Origin of the sequence: Sorangium sp. So ce302 (assembly GCF_051530145.1) — a bacterium.
GTDB lineage: Bacteria > Myxococcota_A > Polyangia > Polyangiales > Polyangiaceae > Sorangium > Sorangium cellulosum_B.
In genome coordinates this window covers 6,269,407-6,291,109 of the sequence record NZ_CP150326.1, presented here as the reverse complement: position 1 = coordinate 6,291,109, position 21,703 = coordinate 6,269,407, and the positions used below count along the sequence as shown (strand labels likewise).

At 71.7% G+C, this 21,703-nt stretch carries 14 protein-coding genes; 9 read left to right on the top strand and 5 right to left on the bottom strand.

Annotation, left to right across the window (positions count from 1 at the left end; translation table 11 throughout):
- Positions 1–2 precede the first annotated feature (2 nt).
- The 7 genes from nuoF (at position 3) to WME73_RS23640 (ending at position 9,647) form a co-directional block, all read left to right on the top strand.
- Entirely contained in the window at positions 3–1,355 is a 1,353-nt protein-coding gene (gene nuoF, locus WME73_RS23670; protein ID WP_437747648.1) for an NADH-quinone oxidoreductase subunit NuoF, read from the top strand.
- Positions 1,352–1,993 (top strand): NADH-quinone oxidoreductase subunit J family protein, encoded by a 642-nt coding sequence (locus tag WME73_RS23665; RefSeq protein ID WP_437747647.1) that lies wholly within the window; start codon positions 1,352–1,354, stop codon positions 1,991–1,993. Before nuoF ends, WME73_RS23665 begins: the two co-directional genes overlap by 4 nt.
- On the top strand, positions 1,990–2,301 hold the full coding sequence (gene nuoK, locus WME73_RS23660; RefSeq protein WP_272093012.1) for an NADH-quinone oxidoreductase subunit NuoK: 312 nt from the start codon (positions 1,990–1,992) through the stop codon (positions 2,299–2,301). Before WME73_RS23665 ends, nuoK begins: the two co-directional genes overlap by 4 nt.
- Position 2,302: 1 nt before the next feature.
- A complete protein-coding gene (gene nuoL, locus WME73_RS23655; protein WP_437917150.1) occupies positions 2,303–4,867 on the top strand; it encodes an NADH-quinone oxidoreductase subunit L in 2,565 nt (854 codons plus the stop codon).
- On the top strand, positions 4,864–6,855 hold the full coding sequence (locus tag WME73_RS23650) for a complex I subunit 4 family protein (protein WP_437747645.1): 1,992 nt from the start codon (positions 4,864–4,866) through the stop codon (positions 6,853–6,855). Before nuoL ends, WME73_RS23650 begins: the two co-directional genes overlap by 4 nt.
- Complete coding sequence (locus WME73_RS23645; protein WP_437747644.1) at positions 6,852–8,378, top strand: NADH-quinone oxidoreductase subunit N; 1,527 nt, start codon at positions 6,852–6,854, stop codon at positions 8,376–8,378. Before WME73_RS23650 ends, WME73_RS23645 begins: the two co-directional genes overlap by 4 nt.
- A gap of 300 nt (positions 8,379–8,678) precedes the next feature.
- Positions 8,679–9,647: a hypothetical protein gene (locus WME73_RS23640; RefSeq protein ID WP_437917149.1), complete on the top strand. Its 969-nt coding sequence runs from the start codon at positions 8,679–8,681 to the stop codon at positions 9,645–9,647.
- A gap of 36 nt (positions 9,648–9,683) precedes the next feature.
- On the opposite strand, the gene WME73_RS23635 is transcribed toward WME73_RS23640, so the two are convergent.
- A complete protein-coding gene (locus WME73_RS23635) occupies positions 9,684–10,892 on the bottom strand; it encodes a tetratricopeptide repeat protein (protein ID WP_437917148.1) in 1,209 nt (402 codons plus the stop codon).
- The gene (hisC, locus tag WME73_RS23630; protein WP_437917147.1) at positions 10,883–11,974 is read right to left on the bottom strand and encodes a histidinol-phosphate transaminase; all 1,092 of its coding nucleotides are present in this window, start codon (positions 11,972–11,974) and stop codon (positions 10,883–10,885) included. The genes WME73_RS23635 and hisC overlap by 10 nt, the downstream gene beginning before the upstream one ends.
- Positions 11,975–12,065: 91 nt before the next feature.
- Here hisC and WME73_RS23625 point away from each other — a divergent pair, with 91 nt between their 5' ends.
- Positions 12,066–13,004: a hypothetical protein gene (locus WME73_RS23625; RefSeq protein WP_437917146.1), complete on the top strand. Its 939-nt coding sequence runs from the start codon at positions 12,066–12,068 to the stop codon at positions 13,002–13,004.
- Positions 13,005–13,019: 15 nt separating this feature from the next.
- Here WME73_RS23625 and WME73_RS23620 read toward each other — a convergent pair whose 3' ends face one another.
- Entirely contained in the window at positions 13,020–17,171 is a 4,152-nt protein-coding gene (locus WME73_RS23620) for a PAAR-like domain-containing protein (protein ID WP_437917145.1), read from the bottom strand.
- A 235-nt stretch (positions 17,172–17,406) separates the two neighbouring features.
- On the opposite strand from WME73_RS23620, the gene WME73_RS23615 reads away from it, so the two are divergent.
- Entirely contained in the window at positions 17,407–18,675 is a 1,269-nt protein-coding gene (locus tag WME73_RS23615) for a hypothetical protein (RefSeq protein ID WP_437917144.1), read from the top strand.
- On the opposite strand, the gene WME73_RS23610 is transcribed toward WME73_RS23615, so the two are convergent.
- Both WME73_RS23610 and WME73_RS23605 read right to left on the bottom strand, forming a co-directional pair.
- A complete protein-coding gene (locus WME73_RS23610; RefSeq protein ID WP_437917143.1) occupies positions 18,582–19,349 on the bottom strand; it encodes a phosphoenolpyruvate--protein phosphotransferase in 768 nt (255 codons plus the stop codon). The genes WME73_RS23615 and WME73_RS23610 overlap by 94 nt on opposite strands.
- A 321-nt stretch (positions 19,350–19,670) precedes the next feature.
- Positions 19,671–21,674: a hypothetical protein gene (locus WME73_RS23605; RefSeq protein WP_437747636.1), complete on the bottom strand. Its 2,004-nt coding sequence runs from the start codon at positions 21,672–21,674 to the stop codon at positions 19,671–19,673.
- Positions 21,675–21,703: the final 29 nt, after the last annotated feature.

Below are 21,703 nucleotides of genomic sequence, written 5' to 3'. Positions count from 1 at the left end.
AGATGCTCCGGCTGACGCGCTATCTGACCAAGAACTACGACACGCCCGACGGCCACAAGCTGTCCGTCTACGAGAAGGGCGGCGGCTACCAGCAGGCGAAGCGCGCCCTCGGGATGACGCGCGAGGCGCTCGTCGAGGAGATGAAGGCGGCGAACATCCGCGGCCGCGGCGGCGCCGGCTTCGCGATGGGCGTGAAGTGGAGCTTCATGCCGTGGCCCCCGAAGCCCGAGCGGCCGCACTACCTCGTCATCAACGCGGACGAGGGCGAGCCCGGCACCTTCAAGGACCGCACCCTGATGGAGAAGAACCCTCACGCCGTCGTCGAGGGGTGCATCATCGGGTGCTTCGGGATCGGCGCCCACGCCGCGTACATCTACGTGCGCGACGAGCTGCACCTCTCGAAGGCGCGGCTCTGGGGGGCGATCGAGGAGGCGCGCGCGAAGGGCTACCTCGGCAAGCGCCCGTTCGGGATCGACTACCCCGTCGAGGTCTACGTCCACACCGGCGCCGGCGCGTACATCTGCGGCGAGGAGACCTCGCTCCTCAACTCGCTCGAGGGCAAGCGCGGCGAGCCGCGGCTCAAGCCGCCGTTCCCCGCCCAGTTCGGCGCGTTCGGGATGCCGACGACCGTGAACAACCTGGAGACGATCGCGGCCGTGCCCACGGCGCTCGAGCTCGGGGGGGAGAACTTCTCGAAGCTCTCCTCGCTGCACCACCTGAAGGACGGCGGCTGCCGGCTCTTCGGCGTGAGCGGCCACGTGAACAACCCCGGGATCTTCGAGGCGGCCGTCGGGGTCACGCTCCGCGACCTCATCTACGAGTACGGCGGCGGCGTGAAGCACGGGAAGCTCCTCGCGGTCATCCCGGGCGGCTCGTCGTGCCCGATCCTGCGCGCCGACGAGGTCGTCAACGCGCCGAGCGACAAGTCGCCGCTCCACCCGTGGCACGGCCAGAGCGTGCTCGACGTGCCGCTCGGCGTGGACACGTTCCGCGCGCTCGGGACGATGCTCGGGACCTGCTGCGCCATCGTGCTCAGCGACAAGGCGTGCCCCGTCCTCGCGATGCACAACCTGATGCGCTTCTACCGCCACGAGTCGTGCGGCCAGTGCACGCCGTGCCGCGAGGGCAGCGCCTGGATCCACCGGATCCTCGATCGCATCGTGCACGGCGAGGGGACGATCGAGGAGCTCGATCGGCTGCACGAGATCGCCGACAACATCATGGGCAACACCATCTGCGCCTTCGGCGAGGGCACGGCGATGCCCGCGCTCGGCTTCCTCCGGAAGTTCCGCAAGGAGTTCGAGGCGTACATCCAGACCAAGGGCCGCTCGTCGACAGGGGTGCTTACGCCGTGAAAATCTTCGAGTTCGCCTTCTTCGGGCTGGCGTCGCTGCTCGTCCTGCTCGGCGGCCTGGCCACGGTCGCGGCCAGGAACCCGATCCGCGGCGCGATGGGCCTGCTCACGTCGATCGTCGGCATCGCGGGGCTCTACCTGATGCTCTCGGCGGAGTTCCTCGCCGCGATCCAGATCCTCGTGTACGCGGGCGCGATCGTCATCCTCTTCCTCTTCGTGATCATGCTCCTCGGCCCGTCGGCGACGTCGCCGCGCGACGCCCGCACCGCGGTGCCGCGCTACGTGGGCGCCGGCGTCCTCGGGGCGAGCAGCATCGGCGCGCTCGCCCTGGTCGCGAGCGCGTCGAAGCCCGGGGTCGTGGCCGTCCCGGCCGCCCCCGAGTCGCTCGGGACCATCGAGGCGCTCGGGCACGAGCTCTTCACGAAGGGGATCGTGCCGTTCGAGCTCTCGGGCGCGCTGCTCCTCGTCGCCGTCATCGGCGCCGTCGCGGTCGCCCGCGGCAAGCAGGTCGACCCGACGCTGCTGCCCGCCGGCGGAGGCCCGGACACCGCGTCGCCGGAGCCGGGCGATCAGGGGGCCGCGCAGCCTGGCGCCCTCGCGGGGCACGCCACCCTGTCGGCGAAGGAGCCGCACTCATGATCTCCGTCCCCATCGAGTACTACCTCGTCGTCGCGGCGGTGCTGTTCGTGATCGGGTCGATCGGCTTCCTGCTGCGCAGGAACCTCCTGGTCCTCCTGATGAGCATCGAGCTGATGCTCAACGCCGTGAACCTCACGCTCGTCGCGTACAACCGGGTGCACCCGCACGATCACGCCGGGCAGATCTTCACCTTCTTCGTCATCGCCATCGCGGCGGCGGAAGCCGCAGTCGGTCTCGCGATCGTGCTCGCGTTCTACCGCATCCGGAAGACGATGCGCTCGGACGACGCCGATCTCCTGAGGAGTTAGCGTGGAAGCCCTGAGAGTCTTATTCCCCGCGTCCGAGTTCGCGCTGCTCGCGGTCATTCTCGGCCTGCCCGCGCTCGGCGCGTTCGTGAACGGCCTCTTCGGCAAGCGCCTCGGCAAGGACGCGGTCCGGCTGATGGCGCTCGCCGCGCTCGGCGGCGCCTTCCTGGCGGCCGTCACGACGTTCCTGATGCTGCCGCACGAGGGCGGCAAGCTCACCTGGACGGCCTGGCGCTGGTTCTCGATCACCGGCCGGATGGGCCAGTCGATCCCGATCGACGTCGCCTTCAGCGTCGACGGCCTGAGCGGGACGATGATCCTCGTCGTCACCGGCGTCGGCTTCCTCATCCACCTCTACTCGTCCGCGTACATGCGCGAGGACCCGGGGTACTACCGGTTCTTCGCGTACCTGAACCTGTTCATCTTCTCGATGCTCGTGCTGATCATGGGCGACAACCTCGCCGTCCTCTTCGTGGGATGGGAGGGCGTCGGCATGTGCAGCTACCTGCTGATCGGGTTCTGGTTCAAGGACGACAAGAACGCGAGCGCCGGCAAGAAGGCGTTCGTCGTGAACCGCATCGGCGACTTCGGCCTCCTCGTGGCGATGGCGATGCTCGCCTACTACACGGGTACGCTGAACTTCGACGGCATCGCGGCGAACGCGGGCAACCTGCTCGCCGCGGTGAAGATCTGGCCGATCGGCAACATGTCGGCCGACACCGTGCCCGGCTTCCTGAGCTTCCTCATCCCGTCGCAGCCGGTGCTCGTGTACGCGGGGACGCTGGCCGCGCTCGCGCTGTTCCTCGGCTGCGCCGGCAAGAGCGCGCAGATCCCGCTCTATGTCTGGCTGCCCGACGCGATGGCCGGCCCGACGCCGGTCTCCGCCCTGATCCACGCCGCGACGATGGTGACCGCGGGCGTCTACCTCGTGGCCCGGCTCTCGGCGGTGTTCGTGCTGTCGCCGTTCGCGATGGCCGTCGTCGCGGTGACCGGCGTGGCCACGGCGCTGTTCGCGGCCTCGATCGGGCTCTTCCAGAACGACCTGAAGAAGGTGCTCGCCTACTCCACGGTGAGCCAGCTCGGGTTCATGTTCATCGGCGTGGGCGTCGGCGCGTTCGCCGCCGGCTTCTTCCACGTGCTCACGCACGCCTTCTTCAAGGCCTGCCTCTTCCTCGGCGCCGGCTCGGTGATCCACGCGATGCACGCTCGCATCCACGACACCGACCAGTCCCAGGACATGCGCAACATGGGCGGCCTCAAGAACTACATGCCGCTGACGCGCTGGACCTTCCTCCTCGCGTGCCTCTCGATCGCGGGCTTCCCCGGGTTCGCAGGGTTCTGGTCGAAGGACGAGATCCTGTGGCGCGCCTTCTCCGGCCGGATCGAGTCCGTCTCGACGCGCGGGCAGCCGGTGTGGCAGTGGCCCGAGTGGCTCGGCCCGGCGATCTACTGCGTCGGGATCCTGGCCGCGACGATGACCGCGTTCTACATGTTCCGCGCGTACTTCCAGACGTTCCACGGCGAGTTCCGCGGCTGGACGATCGTGCGCGGCTGGAAGGACCCGCACCCGCACGGCCACCACGACGATCACCACGGGCACGCGCACGGCGAGAAGCTCGAGGGCCCGGAGCCGCACGAGTCGCCGCTGCCGATGACGATCCCGCTGATCGTGCTCGGGGCGCTGTCGGTCTTCGCCGGCTTCCTCATGGCGGAGCCGCTCGTGCACCTCACCCACAACCACGCGTTCGCGCCGCTCGCGCACCTGCTCGAGCCGGTCTTCTCGCTGACGGAGCGGGCGGTGAAGGCGCGCGAGGGGGTGGAGGGGCTGCTCTTCCCGATGATGCTGCCCGGCGTCGCGGCCTGCTTCACCGGCATCGGCCTGGCGATGCTCGTGTACTGGAACAAGCGCGGCGAGCCCGAGCGGCGCTTCGCCGAGAGCTTCCCGGGGCTCTACCGGCTCATCTACGACAAGTGGCGGATCGACGAGCTCTACAACGCCACGGTGGTGGGCATGGTCGACGCGATCGCCGACATCTTCACGATGGCCGACAAGTGGATCATCGACGGCATCATCGCGAAGCTCTCGGCCGCGCTTGTCGGGTTCTTCGGCACGGTGCTGCGCGCGCTCCAGACGGGCCGCGTGCAGGTCTACGCCGCGTCGATGGTCGTCGGCCTCGCCGGCGTCGGCTGGTTCCTTGTCAAGCCGCACGCGGACGCGAACGTCGATGACGCGGAGCTGCGCCGGTCCGGCGAGGTGAGGCTCTCGGCCGCGCCGGGGCTCGGCTACCGGTACCGCTGGGAGGCGCCCGGCCTGCCGGCGCGCGACTTCTCCGAGGCGGCCGACGTCACGGTGAAGCTCGAGCCCGGCGAGACCAAGGACGTCGTCCTCCGCGTGCGCAACGCGTTCGACCGCGAGGCGACCGAGACCTTCTCGTTCTCCAGGCCGGCGAGCCGCAAGACCCCCGCGGGCCCGACCACCATGCTGGGCTCGGACGTGCCCGCGCTGCCCCCGGGGGCGACCCCGGTGGAGCAGATCCATGACCTGATCCAGCCGAGAGGCCTGCAATGAGCGCGCTCGACCTCGTAACGCAGTACTGGCCGGCGCTCGCCGCCGGCGTCGTGGGAGCGATCCTCCCGCCGGGCGACGCGCAGGGCGCCGACGGCGCCCACGCCGGCGACGATCACCACGGCGGCCACGGCGACGACCACCACGGCGACGAGCACGGCGAGGCCCACGCCGCCCCGGGGTACACCCCGTGGCAGCGGGCCGGCCTCGGGCTCATCGCGGCGCTCACGGTGCTCTTCGTGCAGTGGCTCTGGCCGTCCGGCGCCGCGGCGGAGGCGGCGGGAGCGACAGACGAGTGGCCGTCGCTGCTCAACGTGCTCATCGGGCTGCCCTTCGTGGGCGCCGCCGCTGTGCTGTTCGTGCCGCGGCAGCTGCTCTCGCTGCTCCGGGGCGTCACGCTGGCCGTGCTCGGCGCGGGCTTCCTCGCCTCGCTGTGGCTGCTCACCGTGCCGATGACCGTGGGCTGGCACTTCCAGTCGATCAAGGAGTGGATCCCGTCGCTGGGCATCCGGTGGCACGTCGCCATCGACGGCATCAGCCTCTGGCTCGTCCTGCTGACGACGTTCATCGCGCCCATCGCGGCGTACGCGTCGTTCGGCTCGATCAAGAGCCGGATCAAGGAGCTCTGCTTCTGCCTCCTGTTCCTTCAGGGGGCGATGCTCGGCGCGTTCGTCGCGCTCGACCTGTTCCTGTTCTTCGTCTTCTGGGAGCTGATGCTGGTGCCGATGTTCGTGATGATCGGCATCTGGGGCGGCGTCGAGAAGATCAAGGCGGCGATCAAGCTCTTCGTCTACACGATGGCGGGCTCGATGCTGATGCTCGCGGGCATCGTGTACCTCGTGTGGGCGAACCAGAAGCTCACGGGCGCCTACACGTTCGACTACCTCGCGCTGTCGCGCGTCGTGCTGCCCCGGGGCGCGCAGATGCTCTGCTTCTGGGCGTTCTCGATCGCGTTCTTCATCAAGGTGCCGATGTGGCCGGTGCACACGTGGCTGCCGGACGCCCACGTGCAGGCGCCGACCGGCGGCTCGGTGATCCTGGCCGCGGTGATGCTGAAGATCGGGACCTACGCGTACCTGCGCTTCTCGATGGGCCTCTTCCCCGGCCCGGCCTCCAGCCTCGCGGCCAACCTGGCGGGCATCGCGATCCTCGGCGGGGTGATCTACGGCGCGCTCGTCGCCTGGAAGCAGTCCGACGTGAAGCGCCTCGTGGCGTACTCGTCGGTCGCCCACCTGGGCTACGTGATGCTCGGGCTCTTCGGCGTCACGCCGAGCGGGATCCAGGGCGCGGTGATCCAGATGGTGAACCACGGCGTCTCCACCGGCGCGCTCTTCCTCCTCGTCGGCGTGATCTACGACCGCCGGCACACCCGGGAGGTCTCGGAGTTCGGCGGCCTGGCGAAGGTGATGCCGGTCTACGCGACGCTCTTCCTGATCGTGACGTTCGCCTCCGTCGGCGTGCCCGGCACGAACGGGTTCATCGGCGAGTTCATGATCATCATGGGGACCTACGCCTCCGAGCGCCTCGGGACGTTCAGCGGGATCCACACGATCGGCGCCGCGGCGGGCGTCATCCTCGCCGCCGTCTACATGCTGAGCGTGGTGCAGAAGATGTTCTTCGGGCCGCTCACGAACCCGAAGAACAAGCACCTGCCCGACGTGACGCCCCGCGAGGGCCTCGCGCTCGCGCCCCTGATCCTCATGATCTTCGTGATCGGCCTGTTCCCTGCGATCTTCCTCGATCGGATGAAGGAGTCGGTCCTGTCTACTTACAACCAGTTCAAGGTCGTCTCCGGGCAGGCGATCCTCTTCGCGGACGAACGGAACGCGAAGCTCCTGCCCGAGGACACGTTCTCCCCCGCCTTCCTGAAGGGGGCGCCCTCGCTGGGATCCGGTGCGGGCGCGGCGGGGGCGGGTGACGACGAGCAGGCTCGGCGCGATCGGGCGGCGGGCGGCGCGCTCGCGGCGCGGGCGGGGGAGGCGGCGCGATGATCCTCGGACCGTACATCGCGGTATCGCCGCTCATCGTCGTCTCCCTCGGCGGCGCGCTGCTGATGCTCGCGGAGGCGTTCTCGCACCGCCGCGAGGAGTCGCACGATCGCCGCTCCGGCCCCTCGTCCGACATGGCGCTCGGGACGGCGATCACGCTCCTCGCCGGGGCGGTGTTCTCGGGCGCGGTCGGGTTCGTCGGCCCCGAGACGCTGGAGGGGTTCGACTCGCTCGCCCCGTACCTGGTCATGGACCGGTTCACGCTGTTCTTCTCCTTCGTGCTCTGCCTGGGCGGCGCGCTGGCGGCGCTGCTCGCCGGGGGGTACCTCCCGGAGCACCGGCTCGACCGCGGGGAGTTCTATCCGCTGCTGACCTTCTCGACGGTCGGGGCGATCATCCTCGCCGGCGCGGGGGATCTGCTGACGCTCTTCCTCGGCCTGGAGACGATGTCGCTCGGCGCGTACGCGCTGACCGGCTTCCGCCGGACGTCGCCGCGGAGCACCGAGGCGGCGATCAAGTACTTCCTGCTCGGCTCGTTCGCGGCGGCGCTGCTGCTGTACGGCGGCGCGCTGATCTACGGGGCGACGGGGCACACCGACCTCGCGGGGATCGGCGAGGTCATCGCGGGCGCGAAGGGGGCGGCGGCGCCGAACCCGGCGCTGCTGCTCATCGGGGCGACGCTGGTGCTCGTCGGGCTCGCGTTCAAGGTGAGCGCGGTGCCGTTCCACATGTGGACGCCGGACGCGTACGAGGGCGCCCCGACGCCGGCCACGACGTTCATGGCGGTCGCGGTGAAGGGCGCGGCGTTCGCGACGCTCCTGCGGGTGCTGCTCGGGGCGTTCGGTAGCCCGGCGCTCTCGTCGTGGGCCGCGGGCTGGCCGCCGGCCGTGGCGGTGATGGCGCTGCTCACGATGACGGTCGCGAACCTCATCGCGGGCCGGCAGGAGTCGGTGAAGCGGATGCTCGCGTACTCGAGCATCGCGCACGCCGGGTACCTGCTCGTGGGTGTGGCGGCGACGGTGCGGGCGAGCGAGGACGCGCAGGCGAGCGTGATGTTCTACCTGCTCGCCTACACGGTCTCGACGGTCGGCGCCTTCGGGACGCTCATCCTCTGCGGCAGCCGTGGGGCCGAGGCGGTGAGCTACGAGGACCTCTCCGGCATCGGCAAGCGGCACCCGGTGGCGGCGCTCGCGTTCTCGCTCTTCCTGCTGTCGCTGGCCGGCGTGCCGCCGACCGCGGGCTTCTTCGGCAAGCTCTACATCGTCAAGGCGGCGATGGGCGCGGAGCTGTACACGCTGTCGGTGGCGCTGCTCCTCAACAGCGTGCTGTCGGCCTACTATTACCTGCGGGTGCTCGTGTACATGTACATGCGCGAGCCGGCCCCCGGCGCTCCGATCGCGCGGCCGATGCGCTCGGGCTACGTCAACGCGGCCCTGGTGGTGTCCGCGGTGCTCGTGATGGTCCTCGGCATCTGGCCGACGACCTCGCTCGGGATCGCCGTCCGCGCGGTCCTGGCGTCACGCTAGAGCGGGGGTCCACCCGCTTCGGATACGGGCCCACCTCGACGTTTTCGGTGCTCGGCGTACCGGAGTACGCCTGCGCGCCGAAAACGCCGATCTGGGCCCGTCTCCTGTGCGGGTGAACCCCCGCTCGGCAACGCGGGTGCTGGCCTGGAAGAGCGCCGCCAACTCGTATGGCAACGGGGCGCCGGCGCTCGCGCTTCGTTCGGCAGCGAATACACGGTGCTGCGCGGGGCGCGCGAGTTGCTAGAGTCGGCGCCGATGCGAACCGGCGAGAAGCTGCAGAGAAGAGCGGGGGATGGAAGGATGCGAGCGGCGTGCGTCGCGCTGCTCGGAGCGCTCGGGTGTCAGGGAGGGAACGCGAGCAGCGGCGCGACCGCGGGGAGCGCGACACCGGCGGGGAGCGCGGCGCCCGTGGCCGCAGGGGCCGCGGCGGCGGCGGGGAGCGCGAGCGCTGCGCCGGGGACCGCGGCGGCGGCGGGGAGCGCGAGCGCCGGCGCTGTGGGGAGCGCGCAGGCCGGGGCGGGCGAGGCGCACGAGATCTCGCTGACGTCCGAGGACGTCGCGAAGGTGATGAACCCGAAGCGACAGGCGCCGTACAGCGGGCCCACGGGGACGCTGCGAGGACGCGTCACCATCAAGGGCGACCCGCCGCCCGATACAGGGCTCAGCTTCCCGATCGGCAAGTGCGGTGAGGCCGCCGCGACCTACGGGCGGCTGTTTCGCGTCGGACAGCAGAACGGGGTCGCCGACGCGCTCGTCACCGTCGTCAACTACAGCGGCTACGTGCCGGAACGCGAAGAGGCGGAGAAGGTGACCATCCACGGGTGCGCGTTCTCGAAGCGGACCGTGGTCATGTCCTATGGCCAGCGGCTCGAGGTCGCGAACCTCGATCCGCTGGAGCCGTACATGCCGAACCTCGAGGGCGCCCCCTTCATGGCGGTCCTCGTCGCCGTGCCGCAGGGCGACCCGGTGAAGTTCTACCCGCCGCAGCCAGGCTACTACCACCTCGTGGACAAGCTGCCGAAGCCGTTCCTCAAGGCCGAGGTCTTCGTGCTCAAGTTCGCGACACACGACGTGACCGGGCTCGACGGCAAGTACGAGATCAAGGGCATCCCCGTGGGCAAGGTGCTCACCGCCGCCCTGCTGCCGGCCACCGAGCAGGACGTGAAGAGGGAGATCGAGATCAAGGAGGGCGAGAACACGCTCGATTTCGAGCTCAACTTCGACCTCAAGAAGTACAACGAGAAGCCGCACACCAAGCCCTCACCTTGAGCTACAGGGCGGGGGCACGCGCCCGCGCCGCGCCGATCAAGGCGCGGCGCCCGCGAGTTCCCGGTGGACGCGCCGCTCGACCTCCTGGGACAGCGCATCCCCGGCGACGGGCGCGGGGGGCGGCGGGCCGAGCCAGGTGAGCGCGGCGTCGCGGCCGACGCGACGGAAGAGCAGCTCGGCAAAGAGGAGCCGGGCGAGCCGCGAGGGGGCCACCGCGGGGCCGCCCGCCGCCGCGGACAGGTCGAGGGCGTCGCAGGCCCGCGTCAGCGCGTCGAGATCGCCGCTCAGATCGGCCGCCACCGCGAGCGCCACGAGCGCCTCGGCGCTCGCCGGATCGGCCGCCGAGACGAGCTCGGCCTGCTCGCGGGCCTCGCCGATGCGGCCCAGCGCGGCCGCGCGCACCGCGACCTCGGCGGGCGTCAGATCCGCGTCGCGCGCCAGGCGGCGGGCGCGGCGCAGCTGGCCCAGGACGAGCGCCTCGTCGACCTCGGCCAGCTGCCCCCCTGGCGGCATCCGCCGCCCCAGGACGGCTGCGCCCGGCGCAGCCAGCTCCCGCAGGCGCCGCGCAGCCTGCTCGGCCACCGCGCGATCGCCCGCCTCGACGGCCGCCGCGTGCAGCGCGCGCCACGCCTCCGTCGACCAGGGGCGCCGCACCACGAGCGCCCGCAAGGCGAGGCGCGCGTCGTCCGTGCGGCCCAGCCGCCGCAGGATCTCGGCCCGGAGCAGGGCGCCGTCGTCACGATCCGGATCGAGCAGGATCGCCCGATCGATCCGCCCGAGCGCCGCCTCGAGCCGCCCCGCCGAGAGATCGCAGCGCGCCTGCTCGCGGTAGGCCGGCTCGTAGTCGGGCTCGATCGCGCGGGCGCGCTCGAAGGCGGCGCCCGCCGCCTCCCCGCGCCCGAGCCGGCAGCGCACGGACCCGATACGAGTCCAGATGTCCGCGCTGTCGGGGTCTCCGTCCTCCGCCAGCTCGTACGCCTCCAGCGCCGTCGCGAGATCGCCGCGCGCCTCGGCCTCGGCGCCGATCGCATACAGCGCATAGGCGTGCGCCGCGATGTAACGACCCTCGATGATCTGGCCGTCGATCGAGCGCGCGACCCGGGGCGCGGCGCAGCCGGCAATGGACGTCGACGCCGTCAACGCCGTCAACGCCGTCAACGCCGCGGGCGCCGCGATCTCCGCGAACGTCGCGAGGAACACACGCGCCGCGCGCCGCGCGGCGGAGAGCGGCACGGCTACGCGCACGCGGCGATCTCGGCGAGGAGGTGATCGTTCTCCTCCGGGAGGCCGACGGTGATGCGGAGCCGGTGCGCGAGGCGCCCGCCCGCCGCGTGGAAGCTGCGCACGAGGACGCCGCGCGCCGCGAGCGCCTCGAAGACCTCGCCGGCAGGGCGGCGCGTGCCGATCCAGAGGAAATTGGCGTGGCTCGGCGCGACCGAGAGGCCGAGCTCGGCGAGCCCGGCCGCGAGGCGCTCGCGCTCGGCCGTCACGGCGGCGGCGGCGCGGCGGAGCTCGCCGCCGAGCTCCCGCAGGGCGAAGGCGGCCGCGCGCTGCGACGGGGTGGGCAGGTTGTAGGGCTGGCGGACCTTGTCGAGCTCGGCCACGAGCTCCCGGGCGCCGATGAGCCAGCCGATCCGCAGCGACGCGAGGCCGATCTTCGAGAGCGTCCTCAGCACGGCGACGTTCGGGTGCTTGCGCAGGAGGGCGAGCTGGTCGCGCGGGGCAAAGTCGATGTACGCCTCGTCGACGATCACGAGGGCGTCCCTCGCCGCGGCGACGACCACCTCGAGGCGGTCCTCCGACATGAGCGCGCCCGTCGGGTTGTTCGGCGAGGCGATGAAGACGACGTTGGGGCGCGCGAAATCGACGGCGCGCCCGAGGCCCGCCACGTCGAGATCCCAGCCGGCGTCGAGCGGGACCTCGATGACGCGCATCCCGCGCGCGCGCGCGCTCAGCTTGTACATGACGAAGGTGGGGCTGACCGTGACGACGCTCGCCGCGTCCGCGCCCTGCCGCGGGCGGCTGAGCGCGGTGAGCACGATCGAGATCACCTCGTCGGAGCCGACGCCGGCCAGGATCTCGTCGGGATCCGCGCCGCAGTGGGCGGCGATGGCCTCGCGGAGATCGAGGGCGCGCGCGTCGGGGTAGCGGCCCCAGTCCTCCGGCGCCGCGGCGCGCGCGAGGGCCGCCCGCGCCTCGGTCGAGAGCAGCGGCGGGCTCTCGTTGGCGTCGAGGCGCACAGGGAAGTGCCCCGCGACCGGGGTGTAGGCGTGGAGCTCGGCGAGCTCCGGACGAAGCAGCGCAGGGAGGAAATCGGGCAGCGGCATGGCTCGGTCCACGGTCGTCGCGGGCGCGGCGATGAGGGTAGGCGGAAGAGAGCGCTATACTACCCGCCTCCTTCCAGGACCAGAGGACCTCATGCCCACGATGAGCCGCGCGACCGTGCTCGTGCCGTCGCTATCGTCCCCCATCGTTCCAGACCTGAACCTGATCTTCTCGCCGGATTTCCCTCTGGAGGAGCGAGCGGGGGAGGCGTCCGCCATGCCGCGCGCCGCTGGGTCGCCCTGGTCGGTCGCGCGCGTCGGCGCCGTGGCAGAAGCGCTCCGGGAGGTGGCGCAGGAGGGCGCGCGCAGATTCGGGCCGCTGCCTGAGGGCGCGCTGCCGGAGAGCGCGCCCGGAGACGCCCTCGGGGCGTACGCGTTCTCGTGCGTGCGCCCGTCGTTCGCAGCGCCCTTCGCCAGCCGGCGTGAAGGCGTCCTCTTCGGCGAGCGCGTCCTGCCTGCGTTCGGGCTCTGGAACGACGTCGACGACGCGACGTGGTCGCGGGCCGCGGCGCAGCTGACGGTGCATCGCCACAGCGGCCCCGACGACTTCGTGATCGAGATCGAGGCCAAGGGGGATGAGCGCGTGGTTGTCGCGCGGTGCCCGCGCCCCGAGACGCTCGGGGCCGCCGTCGCGGAGGTCGTCGCGACGGCGCGGAGGCCGAGGGGCTGGCTGGGGAGATGGTTCGGCGTGAAGCCTTTCGACCGGCGCTGTGCGCTGAAGATCCCCCCGCTCGACCTGTGCGCGGCCCGTGTGCACGAGGAGCTCGTCGGCAAGCCGCTCGCGGGCGGGGAGGGGCGCCGGATCGGAGACGCCCGCCACGCCGTCCGCTTCCGCCTGGGCTGGGACGCGCTCCCGCCGACCGAGCCCGGGCCGCTCACCCTCGGGCGCGGCGATATGTACGAGCGCTACTTCGTGTGCGACGGCCCGTTCCTCGTCGTCGTCCTGGGCGCGCCGCCGCAGGACGAGGTGCGGCTCGCCGCCTGGATCGGGTCGCCGGAGGCGCTCGAGGGCGCGACCGCCGGCGCGCCCTGAGCGGCGGGCCGCCCGTCACTGCCCGAACGTGTACCAGCGCGGTTTGATGTCCTTGATCAGGTGACCGCCGCCGTTGACGTGCAGGTTGCCCGGGGCGTTGCCAGATCCGAGGCCGGTGGGCATTCCGCTGACCAGGCCGGAGGCGCCCGCGTTGCCCATCGCCCCGGCGGAGGCCACGCCGGGGACGCCCTTCGCGGTCGCGCCGGACGTGGTCGCGCCGGTCCGGTCCGCGACCGCCTGGGCGACGCTGCGGCCCATGAAGTTCGGCTTCGTCCCGCCGTTGCACGTGACGACGTCCACGCGCGCTCCGGGCATTTTCCCGTTGAACCCGGCGGCGTTCAGCTTGTCCGCGAGCTGGGCCCCCGAGATCTTCTTCCCCGCCCACTCGACGCTGCCCGGCCAGCCGTGGGTGTCGACGACGACATCCGTCTCGCCCTTGAGGCTGCCAGGCACGACCTGGTTCGGCTTGAGGATCGTCGCGCCCGGGTACTTCGCCGCGTACTGCGAGTAGTACGCGTTGTGGAGCTTGGGATCGTTCGAGGCCGTGATGATCGTGAGCAGCCCGAGCGGATCGATGAAGAGCGTCGGGTTCGGCACGAAGCCGATCTCCTGCAGCGAGCCCGAGAGGCCGATGGGATCCGGCGAGATGAACACGCGCAGGTCGGGCGCGTAGTAGCGGTACCGGTTGTAGTGGAGGCCGGTGAGCTCGTCGGCGCGCTGCCCGGCGAAGCGGAGCGCGCCCGGCTCGCCGCGCTTGTGGGCGACCTCGCCCCAGGTGGTGAGATCGATCTCGGTGATCTCGCCGGCCGCGTCGAGGGTGAGCCACGGCGTTCCCGCGGCGTCGGTCGCCACGAGGCGGAAGCCCGCGCCGCCCTGCGACTCGAGCAGCGGCATGTGACCTGACGCGTCGAAGACACGGCGCGTGACCTGCCCGCCCGAGGAGCGCTCCTCGACGATGCTGTCGCCGTCCCAGCCGAACCACGTGCTCCCCTGGCCGACGATCTCGGCCACGCGGCGGCCGAGCGCGTCGTAGATGTACTGGATCTTCAGCCCGTCGCCGCGCACGGCCTCGGTCAGCCGATCGTTCTCGTCGAAGGCATACCGCCATGTGCGCTGTGGATCGGGCGCGTCCCGGCCCGAGAGCCGGCCAAGCCGGTCCCAGGTCAGGACCTGGTCGCCCGCCGCGCGCGGCCTTCCGCCGGCGCCGACCGACGCTTCACCCCGCGCGATCGCCGTGCCGTGCGGCGAGTAGGAGAAGGCCTCGGTCGCGCTGAGCCCGCGGACGTCCACGGGCCGCCCGTGCGCGTCGAGCTCGTAGCGGCGCTCGCCGCGCTCGCTGTCGATCACGGCGGCCAGCGCCCCGACCGGGTGCCAGCGGTAGGCGCGGGAGCGGACGACGTCGCCCGACGCGCCCTCCACCTGGATCTCCACGGGGAAGCCCTCGGCGTTGCGCCGGGTCAGGATGGCGCCGACGCCACCGTCGCGCCGGCGGGCGCGCTCGCCGTCCTGCTCGTCGCGCTCGAAGACGAAGCGCTCGGCGGCGTCCGGATGGCCGACGCCCATCGCGGCGACCCGCCCGTACGCGTCGTGCTCCAGCGCCACGCGCCAGCCGGACGAGTACCGGCGCGCCACGAGCTGGCCGCCCTCGTCGTAGTCGTAGCTCGTGACGAACTTGAAGCCGCCGCACGTCTGGGTGTCCCGCAGGATCGCGCCGCGATCGTCGTACGCGAGCTCCGTCGTGCAGGCGCCGTTCGTCGCGCGCGCGACGCGCCCCAGGGCGTCGTACTCGAAGCGCTCGATGAGGCCCGACGAGTACTCCCGCGAGACGACGTTGCCCGCGCCGTCGCGCGAGAGCCGCACGATCGACTCGTCGGGGCGGAGGATCGACACGAGCCGGTCCGCGCCGTCGTACTCGTAGCGGTACTGGAGCCCCGTGAACGTCGTCTCGCGGACGAGGTTGCCGACCGCGTCGTACTCGAACGAGCGCCGCTCGCCCGCGGCGTTCTGCATCCAGCTCAGCCGGAGGAGCGCGTCGTAGCCCATGGTCCAGCGCGAGCCGTCCGGCAGCACCTGCTCGACGAGCGCGCTGGCCACGTAGCGGTAGTGCGCGCGGCCGCCGCCGGGGTACGAGGTCGCCGTGCACAGCCCGAGCCCGTCGAAGGCGCGCTCGGTGCGCTGCCCGCTCGGCCCCACGGCGCTGACGATGTTGCCCGAGGAGTCGACCTCGAGCGTGGTCGCCGCGCCGCCGGGCGACTCGATGCGCACGGGCATGCCCAGGAGATCGTACACGTAGGTCCACACGCGCTCCCCCTGGGCGTAGCGGACGAGGTTGCCGTGCGCGTCGTACTCGAGCGTGTCGACGAGGCCGCTCGGGTACGTGATCTTCGTGTTCTTGCCGCGCGCGTCGTACTCGGCCGTCGTCTTGCCGCGCGCGTCCTCGATCTCGACGACGCGCCCCCGGCTGCGCCGCTCGGTGGAGCGGTGGCTGTTCGGGGCGATGGTGGTGACGCCCTGCCGCTCCTCGTCCGTCTGGTACCGGACCGTGCCGCCGCCGTCGCTGAGGGAGATCAGCCGCCCGGCGAGATCGTGGCGGCGTCGCTGCGTGGCCCCGGCGCCGTCGGTGACGGCGATGAGGCGCCCGACCCCGTCGTACGTGAACAGCATGGCGTAGCCGCGCGGGTCGACGTAGCGCTCGACGAGCCCGAGCGCGTTGCCCTGGTAGCGATGCACATGGCCGAGCGCGTCCGTCACCGTCGTCTGGTGAGGCTCGGGCCCGTACGCGACGCGCGTGTGGAAGATGCCGCGGGGACCGCCGGCCACGTGCGCCTCGGGGGCGCCGAGCGCGGCGAGGAGGTCGCCGCCGGGCAGCTCACCCCAGGTCTCCACGCAGCGCCGCTCGCCGCCCGCGTCCTGGTACACGAAATGGAAGACGACGCCGTCGGGGCGCGTCTCCGAGCGCAGGTAGTGCTCGTCGTCGTAGCTGAACCGGGTCTCCGCGCCGCCCACGTCGATGACCCGGACGAGGTCTCCGCGCCCGTCGAGCTCGTAGGTCACGAGGCGCCGGCGGTGCTCCTTGCCGCCCTCATCCGCGACGGCGACGGACCAGATGCGCAGGTTCCCGTCGCGGGAGACCTCCGCGCGGCGGCCGACCGAGTCGGTGATCGCCACGACCTCGTCCTGATCCCAGTCGATCGTGGCCGCGTTGCCGAAGGCGTCGCGCAGCTCGGCGAGCGCGTACGCCCGCGGATCGGCGGTGGGCCGGAGGACCCGCGCGAGGTCGTCGCCGAGGTCGACGACGATCGCGTCCCCGTCGAGGTGCACCTTCCGGCCGTGGGGGAGGAGCAGCGCTTCACCCGCCGCGGGCAGCCGCATCTCGGTGCGGCGCTGCTGGTCGTCGACGAGGACGAGGTGATCGCCGTTGCGCTCGGCGCGCCAGGCGAGGCTGTGCGACCAGCCCCACCCGAGGCCGCAGCGGTGGCGCACGGCCGAGGTGCTGTAAGTGCGGATCCACTGGACCCAGAGGAACCCGGTGAGCGTGAAGTCGGCCGCCGGGATCGTGAACAGCGTCCCGGTCACGACGTCGATCGGATGGCCCGCGGCCGCCTGGCCCTCCGCGCCCGGCGGCGCAGGCGGGCTCGGCGGCGCGGCGCCGCTGTTGCCCCCGCCGCCGCCTCCGCCGCCGTTGCCGCCGCCTTGCGGGCTGCCCCCGGGCGGGCCCCCGGCGCCGCCGCCGCCGCCCCCTCCGCCGCCGCCGCCGCCGCCTGCGCCGCTCGCGCTGGCGCCGGCGCCGACGGTGATGCTCTTGTTCATCTGGCCCATGCTGCCGGTGATGCCGGCCATGCCGAGCTCGATGATGACGTTCGGCGCGCCGAGCCAAGGGAAGCAAGGCCCGCCGGTGTTGAGGCTGACGACCTCCTTGAGCGTGCCAGGCTCGTTGCCGTGGCACGCCTTCATGCAGCCGCCGACCGTGAGGATCTTCGCGCCCTCGATCTTCGTGCGCATGCACGGGTCGATGATCCCCTCCGAGACCGTGCCCATGGTGGGGTAGGGGATCGGCAACGGGCTGGGCGCGGCCGGGGTCAGACACACGCTCACCGCCATACCGGTCATCTGGTGACCGGATTTCTCGGTGATGGTGTCCATATGGAGGGCGGTGACCTTACCCATGGTGACTGGATGGTCCCACGGTCCCGCGAGCGTGTGCAATCGCGGCCATCGCGAGCCCGCCGTCCGGTGGCCCGGGAAAGCTGCATGGCTCGGACGGCTCGCCGGGGGCGCGGCTGACGTGTGGGAGAGGGAGATGACCAGGCAGGAACGTCGGGCTCGTGCTTCTTCCTGGCGCTGGCGGCGCGGGCTCGCTCGGCGCGAGGCAGGCGTCCGCGATTAAATTGCCCTCATCGCCATGCCGCCCACCGCCTTCGCCGTCTGCCACCACGACGCGCCGCACGCGCATGTGCGCGTCTGCCCTCACCTCGACGTCGAGCACCGGCCGGGCGTGAGCCTCGTGTGGACCGGCGTGAGCGCGATCGCGTGGCAGCGGCTCGCCCCGCTGGCAGGGGCGAGCCTCGAGATCGCGCCTGCCGGGACCGGTGAGCCGGCGGCGCCCCTCGCGCAGGCCATGCGCGAGAGCCTGATCGACGAGCGCACCCTGGAGCCGGCGTACTGGGCCGCCTGGGCCGGGCCGCTCGCCGAGAGCTCGGCCGAGGCGCTCCAGCGGGAGAGCTGCCGCCTCTTCGACGTGGACTGGCCCCTGGGCGCGCCGTCCGGCGCGGACCCGGACAGGATCGCCCTGTGGAGCGGCTTTGCGATGCACCCGCGCTTCGATCCTCCGCTGGCCCGCGCTCCGTTCCCTCGATCTCATCACGGCGTTCAGGTCCCCTGCTTCGGCGTGTGGTCGAGCCCGGACGAGCCCGAATCCGTCTGGCAGTTGCGGGCAACGCAGGCGCTCGTGCATTTCCCCCGCTACACGGACGCCGAGCTCGTGGGCCTCTCGGACGAGGAGATCGACGCCGCATACAACCAGTTTGTCGTTGAGCTCCGCGCGGCCGAGCCCGAGGTCAGGATCATCGTGGCCACGTTGCCCGCCGGATCGACGCTAGCGCGCACGATCCGCCGCGCGCTCTCCCTTCTTCAGGAAGACGACGTGCACCCGCGCGCGCGCTTCTCCGCCGACGAGGGCCTGTTCATGCCGGTGATCGATATCGCGTGCGCCGCTCGCTCAAGCGAGCTCACCGATCGTGTGTTCGAGAGTCCGTCGCTCGGGCGCGTTCGCCTGGGCCATCTCGAGCAGGTCATCCGCTTTCGCCTCGACGACGGGGGCGCAAAGGCACCCTCGCCGTCGCGTTCCTTCGGCTTGGTCACCCCCGCGGCGCTTCAGCTGCGCCATGCCTTTCCTGGTCCTCGTCCTCGCCCGGCGCAGCAAGCTGCCCGTCTTCGCGGCGTGGGTCGAGAACGCCGACGTCCTCGAGAAGGCGCCAGCGTCCCGGTGATCAGCCCTGGTGCGGCGGTGCGCCGGGGAAGCCGCCGCCGTGCGACCCGCGCCCGGTTGGCGCCGTGGGATCATTCCACGAGCCTCGATCAGGCGGGAACGGAGGGCTCGTTCTTCTTCCTGCTGGCGCTCGCGGCGCGGGCCCGCTCGGCGCGCCGCTCCTCTTCCGCCGCGTCTTCGTAAGGCGACAGGAGGCGGTCACGGAGGAGCGCATGCGTCTCGTCCTTGTCGTCGTCGTACTCGGCGTGGACCTGGACCATGAGCGTGCCGTAGGCCTCGTGCCACGCCTCCACCGCCTTGATCGCCGGGTCCGCGCTCTTCGCCTCGGTGACGCCGAGCTTCTGGCCGTAGAGCGCGGTCCAGCGCCGGAGGCGATCGACCTCGGCCGCGAGCCCGAGGCGCTCCGCCGCCGCCTTCACGTCCTTGCCGTCGAGCGCCTTGATCATCGCGCTCATGCGCACCCACTGCTGGGAGTACACGAGCTTGACGAAGCCCGTGCCCGACGACAGCACCTCCGAGCGCACCAGCGCGGCGTCGGCCCGGCGCGCGGCCTCGTCATCGCTCAGCGGCAGGATGTCGTCGTGGTCGAACGAGCGTTCGATGCCGTCGAGCTGGGCGCCGAATGCGGAAATGCACCGGTCGGCGCCGCGATCGATCTCCGTCATGGTGGCGTCAGTGCTCCCGAGCGCCTCGACGGCCTCGGTGCGCGCGATGACGGACTGGACCGCTGCGTCGACCTTGGGGGCGAGCTTGATCTTCTTCGATTTCAGCGCCTCTCGGTGAGAGGCGAGCCTTGTACCTGCGACGATGCACCCGCTCGGCGTGAGCCGGCGGGCGAGAAACGCGGCTTTTCCCATGATGGCGGGGGTATCACGGCCGTGGGGGAGCCGAAGAGGCGGGCAACTTTGCGTCCATGAGGAGCAGCATTGCGTCCATGCCCGTGACGCAAGGCGGCCTCCTCTGCGAACGCACCCCGGGGCGAGGAGGCGCGGCGGAGAGGCGCATCGGCGACGCGGCGCGGGCTCCTCGGAGGGCGTCGGCGACGCGGCGCGGGCTCACTGGCGGGCGTCGGCGACGCGGCGTCGGAACTCGGGGAGCGTCGGCGACGCGGCGTTGGCTCCCCGGCGGGCGTCAGCGACGCGGCGCCGGTCTCGACGCGGCCTGGGCCCGAGGCGCCGCTACGGCAGCCAGCGGCCCACCTCCGCGATCGCGGCGGCAGCGCCGACGATCGCCGCCGAGCCCCCCAGCCTGCGCAGCAGCGGCGCGAAGTCCGTGAGCCCGCCCCAGCCGATCAAGAGGTTCTCGAAGTCGTCTTCCCAGCGGTTCCCGAGCACAGCGCAGAACACGCACGCAGCGTCGTCCAGCGCCATCCACGGCGCACATGCGAGCACGGATCGCAGCGTGTCGTCGTCGCCATGCTGCCAGTAGGCGTCCATGACCTCGGCCACGGCTCGTTCGCGGAGTGCTTCGGGCAGGTGCGGCACGATCGCCGCGAAGGCGGTCACGCGGAGGACGCCCTCCGTCCTGTCCGCCAGGCGCAAGGCTTCTTCCGGCTCAAGCCCCGCACACGCGGCGGCAGCCTGGTCATAACGCCCGGAGAGAAGAGACCCGAACTTGTTGGGAGCGGCGTCGCGCAGCCGGCGCGTGAGCTCCGGATCGGCCTCTGTCGGGATACCGGAGAACGAGGGGATCGGACATGGCACGAGCTCGCCGGCCTCACCGAGCGCGGCCCGCGCCTCGTCCGCCCACGCCTCCACCGCCTCCCGTTCGGCCCCGGTGAGGGTGCCTGCGAGCGTGAGAAGCGCCACCGCTCGCGCGCGCGCCGCGCCCGTCGGCTTCGCGAGATCCACGCTCGGCTCCTTGTAGGGGTGGGCGCGATCGTCTCGCGGTCCGTGCCGGCTTCCCTCCTTGGCGAACAGCGTCCCCTCGACGACGGCGCACCGCGTGATGTGGTTCAACGCCGCCGTGCGCTCCGGTTCGGTGGACGCATTGAACAGCGCCTCTTCCGCAGCCGTGCGCGCGCGGCGCGTGTCCGTGACGAACCCCACGAGCCCTCCCGGTCTGTCCATCCAGGCGGCGAGCCACGCCGGCGAGACGAGCTCCATGAAGGCGGACAGCGCAGGCGCTCGTCGCGACATGTGGGCCCCCAGGTACTCGACGAGGTAAGCAGGCCAGGCGATCGCATCGCCCGCGGGGGCCCTGGCCGCGCGCAGGCTGGCCAGGCCTCGATCGACGATGCCGTCTTCGAGTGACGCGATGTCCGCCGATGCAGCCCAGCGAGCACGCGTCGCGTCGTCGCGGAAGCGGTAGCCCCCGTCGTCTCCAAGGACCACGAGATCACGCGCCGGACGCGGCGCGCCGTGGAGCGCCTCGACCGACCCGCTGGATAGTCCGCACGCCGCGATCAGGTCGTCCTTCGATACCGGCGCGAGCGCCGCCGCCAGCGCGTCGAGGCATCGCTCCGCCGCGCGCCCTTCGTCCCCGCTCCCGGCCAGGGTGTCTCGCGCCTGCTGCACCGCCTCTTCTGAGGCGGTGGCGTCTCCTGTTAGGTGCAGCACCGCGGACCTCTCCTCCGTCCATTGGAGATGCTGACGCCAGTCCGAGCACCGGGCGGAAGGACCTTCTACGCCCACAGACACGAGGAACCGCACCCTGAAGCCGGCTTCGTTCAGAAATGGTACCCCCTTCTCCGGCCCCCAGTCCGCCGCGCGCTCGAGGCCGTCGACGATCACGAGCAACACAGGATCTTCCATCTCCAGATCCCACCGCAACGCTCCCGCGATCGACCACCGGAGCTCATTAGGGCTGCTTGGTCGAGAGAATGCTGCTGACCGCGAGCTTCGAAACAGACCGAGGAGCACCTTGAGCGCCTCGCGTTCCACCGCGGTTCCGAAGCACGAGCTCACCGGAAGAAAGATCACCTCTGCGCTATTGCGCGTCGCCATGGAGAGGGCCCATCGCGCGAGGGCCGCGGTGCGCCTCGTCTGATCTGCGCCGACGACGAGCGCACAGCTCGGCCCTTCCGCGAACCACCGGTCGAGCGCCGTGAGGAGAGCGGCGTCTTGCTCGGAAGCGGACCGGGCCAGGGCGTCCTCTTGAAGCCATCGCCAGAACTCGGCCAGGCCAGCATGCGACCGCGCGTACCCACCCTCCGGCCCGCGCAGTCGATCCACCGTATGCATCGGAGGCTCTTGGCCGTCAGGCATTGAAT

Coding starts and splice junctions, on each gene's coding strand:
- hisC (WP_437917147.1), bottom strand. CDS start 11,974: ATGCCGCTGCCCGATTTCCTCCCTGCGCTGCTTCGTCCGGAGCTCGCC.
- WME73_RS23640 (WP_437917149.1), top strand. CDS start 8,679: ATGCGAGCGGCGTGCGTCGCGCTGCTCGGAGCGCTCGGGTGTCAGGGA.
- WME73_RS23645 (WP_437747644.1), top strand. CDS start 6,852: ATGATCCTCGGACCGTACATCGCGGTATCGCCGCTCATCGTCGTCTCC.
- nuoK (WP_272093012.1), top strand. CDS start 1,990: ATGATCTCCGTCCCCATCGAGTACTACCTCGTCGTCGCGGCGGTGCTG.
- WME73_RS23650 (WP_437747645.1), top strand. CDS start 4,864: ATGAGCGCGCTCGACCTCGTAACGCAGTACTGGCCGGCGCTCGCCGCC.
- WME73_RS23625 (WP_437917146.1), top strand. CDS start 12,066: ATGCCCACGATGAGCCGCGCGACCGTGCTCGTGCCGTCGCTATCGTCC.
- WME73_RS23610 (WP_437917143.1), bottom strand. CDS start 19,349: ATGGGAAAAGCCGCGTTTCTCGCCCGCCGGCTCACGCCGAGCGGGTGC.
- nuoF (WP_437747648.1), top strand. CDS start 3: ATGCTCCGGCTGACGCGCTATCTGACCAAGAACTACGACACGCCCGAC.
- WME73_RS23605 (WP_437747636.1), bottom strand. CDS start 21,674: ATGCATACGGTGGATCGACTGCGCGGGCCGGAGGGTGGGTACGCGCGG.
- WME73_RS23615 (WP_437917144.1), top strand. CDS start 17,407: ATGCCGCCCACCGCCTTCGCCGTCTGCCACCACGACGCGCCGCACGCG.
- WME73_RS23620 (WP_437917145.1), bottom strand. CDS start 17,171: ATGGGTAAGGTCACCGCCCTCCATATGGACACCATCACCGAGAAATCC.